We start from the raw sequence: 234 nt of genomic DNA on the forward strand, positions 1-234 counted from the left end.
GAATTAATGCGCTAACATTTCTTCTTTGATTTGGTCTTTATTTAATTTTGAAGGATAATATGTTGGCCAGTTATCCATTTCTTTTAATAACGCGTCATTATCATTACCCATAAAGATATGGAAGTGTTCTGCCTTTTTAAGTGCAATGTTGTGATCGCTAATTTGGATGAATTTCGGTAAGTCTTTATCATTACCATCGACCAATTTAAACATAAATCTCACGCCACGGTTACC

1 protein-coding gene is annotated in these 234 nt (G+C 33.3%); it reads right to left on the reverse strand.

Annotated elements, in window-relative coordinates; all coding sequences use genetic code 11:
* Window positions 1-3: 3 nt before the first annotated feature.
* Window positions 4-234: ZinT/AdcA family metal-binding protein (locus AC0L3C_RS36265; RefSeq protein WP_473410420.1), on the reverse strand; the 231-nt coding region annotated here is incomplete at its 5' end.

Source organism: Bradyrhizobium sp. WSM4872 (assembly GCF_055811715.1).